The sequence below is a fragment of the Alistipes sp. CAG:29 genome (genome assembly GCF_000435435.1).
GTDB classification, from domain to species: domain Bacteria; phylum Bacteroidota; class Bacteroidia; order Bacteroidales; family Rikenellaceae; genus Alistipes; species Alistipes onderdonkii.
Window position 1 is genome coordinate 69,052 of the sequence record NZ_FR893456.1, and the last position, 5,701, is coordinate 74,752.

At 61.0% G+C, this 5,701-nt stretch carries 3 protein-coding genes; all 3 read left to right on the forward strand.

What is annotated here, in order from left to right:
- Positions 1-2,126, forward strand: a 2,126-nt coding sequence (locus QVP03_RS06015) for a hypothetical protein (RefSeq protein ID WP_288210674.1), incomplete at its 5' end; no start/stop codon positions are given.
- 80 nt (positions 2,127-2,206) lie between these two features.
- Positions 2,207-4,537: a GH92 family glycosyl hydrolase gene (locus QVP03_RS06020; protein ID WP_022332640.1), complete on the forward strand. Its 2,331-nt coding sequence runs from the start codon at positions 2,207-2,209 to the stop codon at positions 4,535-4,537.
- Between the two features lie 13 nt (positions 4,538-4,550).
- Positions 4,551-5,701: GH92 family glycosyl hydrolase (locus QVP03_RS06025; protein WP_288210675.1), on the forward strand; the 1,151-nt coding region annotated here is incomplete at its 3' end.

The window sequence follows — 5,701 nt, forward strand, 5'->3', positions numbered from 1 at the left end:
ACCACGCGAACTCGTTAGCCGTGAAAGAGGCGCTGACCTACGAAAGCGCGCTGGAATACAATTGGGTGGCAGAATATGCCCCCGCTGCTGGAAAAAGCTATACGATTCTGTTCAACTTCCTGTCCGACAGTTCGGTGGCGACCGATTCGCCCGTTTCGGAAAACGAGAAAAACCTGGCGCTTTTCAGCGTTTCGGCGCTCAAGGAGGGCGGCGTGATTATCAAGTTCGACGGGCCCACGATGCTCAACGACGAAATCGTCGATTCGGAGTTCCGCGAAAGGCAGCTCATCGTCGAGTCGACGACCGAGACGACCATCAACTGCGTAGGCGCCTCGTCGGGCAAGCCAGTCGTGTTGACCAAAGCCACGTCGGAAGACGTACTCAAGCTGGGCGAGAAGTTGGTATGGCTGGCCCTGTCGAAGAAAAACGCCATGCAGGGTGTCCTGCGCGACGGCGAGAACAAGTTCCTGGCCCGCTATGCCGTCGACAAGAAGTCGCGCAGCATGGAGTTCACCTGGATCGACGCTGCGAACAAGGACGCCAAACACGAGTCGGCAGGCTTCGAGCTGGAGGTGACCGACGCGCAGTACGGCATCCAGTGGCCGGCCGTCACGATTAACGGTGTGGGGTACAGTTCGCTCACCTACACGATTGCCGGCGAAAGCCTCGCCTTCAACGTGGCGGACGCGAAAATCACCGCCGTAACCGAGGCGCATCCCGGTTTCGTGGACAAGGCGTCCAAGCAGTATAACCTCGGTGGCAAGCTCGAGTGCGGCACGGCCCACCCGACGCTCTGGTCGGCGCTGGTTTCGGACAAGTTCCGCAGCATCCTCTTCTATCCCTATGCGGACGACATTCCGCTGCGCGTGGAAGTTTATGTGGGCGACGGCACGACGGGCAACTATCTCTTCGTGAACGACTATACGACCGATCCCAAGACCGCACGCTTCGACAGCGACGCCGACTGGATTCGCTTCTACGCCAGCGTGCAGGGCGACTTCCTGAAGATTGCGACCGGTTCCGAGATTGCATCGTACCCTATCAGCCAGGCGGCCGCCGACCTGAAACCGTTCACCGATTTCTATTTCCATGCCGACGGCCTGTACGTAATCGAGGAGAGCGATTCGCGCGGTAAAGGCTTTTACCTGATTTCCAAGACGGGCAACCTCTGGGTGAAGGTGCGCGACGGCCTCTACTCCGAAGGCGGGGGCGAGGAGCCGGGCGGCGAGAACTTCCTGCCGCAGCTCGTGGCGCAGGGCATGAAACCCTACGGTACGTTCTTCGACAACGACAACAAGAATTTCAAACTGCATTACTCCCTCGATGCAGAGGCAGGTACGGCCGACCTGATTTGGATAGAGGATTCCGAGGCGGTCTACACCGACGGCAATTACCGTGAGATGGCGCGCAACAAGGCGCAGTACAAGACCGTGGCCGTCGATGCGACCGAGGCGGGCGTCATCACCTTCCGGGAGCCGCTCACCGTGGGCAGCGTCACCTACAAGGGCCTTACGTGGACGGGCCCCTACACGCCGAACGTGGACGGGCTTTCCTGCACGATCCGCACGCCGCTGCAGAGCGAGGCTCATCCGCTGGAGTATTTCTTCACCTATCCGGTCAACAAGTACGAGGGCGGCACGCCGGTATTCATTCCTTATTCGCGGCTCTGCCTGCCGACGGTTGAGGACGATATTCCGGGCATGACGGGCACAGAACGCTATATCTTCTATCCATACACGCAGCCGGGAGGCGGCACGCCCGCCGGGCCTTGCGCCATCGAGGTTTTCGCGGTGGGCAAGGGACAGCGCATCGACATCAAGTCGTTCCGCAACGGGTTCGAAAATCATCCCGTATCCATCGCCGTCAGCGCCTACAAAGTCGAAGACGACCGTATGATTTTCACCAAAGGCGACGTGACGGGCGCATTCGTGGATGCCGACGGCAACGAGATGAGCAGCGAGGAGTCGCAGAAACTCGTCAAACCGCTCGAGCGGCTGCTCTTCGGCGAGCGGGGATTCCACGTCTACAAGGCAGAAAGCGTTTCCTACGACGGCAACAAACACTATTTCTATCTGGTGAGCCCCGATCCTTCCTATCCTTACTGGATTAAAATACGCGAGGCTTAATAGCCTGCTGCGGACGGAGGTGTTCCGGCTTTGACCGGGGCATCTCCCGTCCTGCGGCACAACAAACCGAAATGACAGTTATGAAGAATTACCTGATTGCCCTGATTGCGGCCTGCCCGGTCGTTGCGGCCGCCGCGCAGACACGCCCGGCGACGGACTACATCGACCCGATGATAGGCACCCGCAGCATGGGGCACGTTTTCCCCGGGGCCTGCGTGCCGCACGGCATTGTGCAGTTGAGCCCCGACACGGAGATGGTGCCGCACAACATCGACGGCAAGTACCAGCCCGAGGCCTACCGCTACTGCGCCGGATACCAGTACGACGACCCGACGATCGTCGGCTTCTCGCACACACATTTGAGCGGCACGGGGCACTCCGACCTGGGCGACATCCTGCTGATGCCGACCGTGGGGGAGATACGCACCGAGCGCGGCACGGCCGAACACCCCGAAACGGGCTACCGCTCGCGCTTCTCGCACGAGCGCGAACGCGCAGCGGCGGGTTATTACGAGGTGATGCTCGACGACTACGGCATCCGGGCCCAGTTGACCGCCACCGAGCGGGTGGGCTTGCACAAATACACCTATCCTGCGGGCGAAGACCAGCACCTGATTCTCGACCTCGACCACGGCATCTACAACTACGAGGGCAAGACCCGCTGGGCGCAGGTGCGTGTCGAGAACGACACGTTGGTGACGGGCTACCGCATCACCAGCGGATGGGCGCGCACCAACTACACCTATTTTGCCATGAGCTTCTCCAAGCCCGTGCGCGAATACGGCGCGCGCGACCGCCGGCCGCTCGATTACGGCGGAGGCTGGCGGAAGTTCGACACGGAGCGTAACTTTCCCGAAATCGGCGGGTGCGGCATCGTGATGCACTTCGATTTCGGCGACGATTCCGCACCGCTCGAGGTCAAGGTGGCGCTGTCGGCCGTGGGAACGCGCGGGGCGCTGGCCAACCTGTGTGCCGAGGCTGGCGGGCGCACGTTCGACCAGGCGGCGGCCGACGCCGCACGCAAGTGGGAGGAGCAGATGTCGGTAATTGAAGCCCAAGGCAGCGACGAGGCGCTGCGTATGCTCTATACGTCGCTATACCACACGATGATAAACCCGTCGGTCTATATGGATACGGACGGTAAATACCGCGGTGTCGACCACGAGATACACCAGACCCGGGATTTCACCAATTATACCGTTTTCTCGGTCTGGGACACCTACCGGGCATTGCACCCGCTGTTCAACCTCATCTGCCGCGACCGCAGCCGCGACATCGTGAACTCGATGCTCGCACACTACCGCCAGAGCGTGCACCGCATCCTGCCCGTATGGTCGCACATGGGCAACGAGAATTGGTGCATGATAGGTTACCATTCGGTGTCGGTGGTGGGCGACGCCCTCGACAAAGAAATCGACGTCGACCGGAAGTTGGCGCTTGAGGCGATGATCGGCAGCGCCAACTGCGACTATTATGACGGAACGGGCATTTACAAGCAACTGGGTTACGTCCCTTACGACGTGAAGTCCACCGGTTCGTCGATGACGCTGGAATATGCCTACGACGACTGGGTGATCTACCGGACGGCCCGGCGCATGGGACTCTCCGATGAGGCCGAAACCTACCGCCGCCGGGCGTTGAATTACCGCAACGTCTTCGATCCGGAGACGGGGTTTGCCCGGGCGCGAATGAGCGACGGAAGCTGGAAACCCGACTTCAACCGCTACGATACGCACGGACAGGGGTTTATCGAGGGCAACTCGTGGAACTACTCGATGTACGTGCCGCACGACCCGGCGGGGCTGATTGCCCTGATGGGCGGCGATGGTCAGTTCACGGCGCGTCTGGACAGCCTCTTTACCGAGTACCTGCCCGACAGGTATTTCGCGCAGACCGAGGACGTGACGCGCGAGGGGCTGCTGGGCATGTATGTCCACGGCAACGAGCCGAGCCACCATGTACCCTACCTCTACATGTGGACTTCGCAGCCGTGGAAAACGCAGTACTGGGTGCGTGAGATCATGGATCGCATGTACCGTCCGACGGTCGACGGCCTGTGCGGCAACGACGACTGCGGCCAGATGTCGGCGTGGTACATTTTCACGGCGATGGGATTCTATCCCGTCTGCCCGGGCACCGACCAGTATGTGCTGGGCGCACCCTACCTGCCTTATATGAAAGTGAGGGTCGGGGAGGGGCGTTACCTGGAAATTAAGGCACCGGGCGTCAGCTCGAAGAACCGATATGTGCATGGGGTGAAACTCAACGGGAAACCCTACACCCGGGCGTATATCACCTATGCCGACCTGAAAGGGGGCGCCGTGCTGGAATTCGACATGCGTTCCACGCCCGACAAGCGCCGCTGCTTTTCGGCCGAAGAACGGCCCTACTCCCTGAGTTGCGAACAGTAAAACGACTGCAAACATGAAATTTACGCTGATAAAGCTTGTTGCCGCATGCGCTGCGTTGCTATGGGCGTTCGCGGTTGCGGCCGACGATGCCCCGCGCATCGGCTATGTCCGTCCGCTGGTCGGTACCGACGGCTTCGGCAACGTCTATCCCGGGGCGCAGGTGCCGTTCGGCGGCATCCAGATCAGCCCCGATACGGACGACGATTATTACGATGCCGCCTCGGGCTACAAATACGCGCACAAGACGCTGATGGGATTCTCGCTCAACCATTTGAGCGGTACGGGTATTCCCGATCTGGGCGACTTCCTCTTCATGCCGGGCGTGGGGGAAATCAAGCTCGAACCCGGTACGCACGACGACCCCGACGCCGGTTACCGATCGCGGTACAGCCATGACGAGGAGTGGTGCTCGCCCGCCTATTACGGCGTGAACCTCACGGACTACGGCGTGAAAGCCGAGATGACGGCGGCGCAGCGCAGCGGCATCCTGCGCTTCACCTATCCCGAGGCCGACGACGCCTTCATACTTGTCGACATGCGGCATACGCTGTGGTGGAAATGCCGGTGGGCCAACCTGCGCAAGGAGGATGACCACACCATCACGGGCTATAAACTCGTGCAGGGCTGGGGCGCCGAGCGCCATGTTTATTTCGTGGCCGAGTTTTCCGAGCCGCTCGACGACTTCGGCATCATGGAGGGCGGCCAACGGGTGTGCTACGACACGAAACGTTTCCGCAGCGATTGCGAGGCGTGGGGCGAAGACCTGAAATTCTGGGTGCGTTTCGCCACGCGGCAGGAGCAGCAGGTGACCGTCCGCGTCGCCATTTCGTCGGTCGACCCGGCGGGCGCCCGGGGCAACCTGCACGAGATCGACGGCCTTACGTTCGACGAAGTGCGCAGCCGCGGCGAGCAACTGTGGGAGCGGGAGCTTTCGCGGTTCACGGTCGAGGGCCCGCAGCGGGTAAAGGAGACGTTTTACACCTCGGCGTACCGCTGTTTCCTCTCTCCGTTCCTTTTCCAGGATGCGGACGGCCGCTTCCGCGAGCACGACAAGAGTATCGGGCGCGCCGAGGGATTTACCAACTATACGACCTTTTCGTTCTGGGACACCTACCGCGCCTTCCATCCGCTGATGAACCTCGTGCGGGCGGACATGAGTGCCGA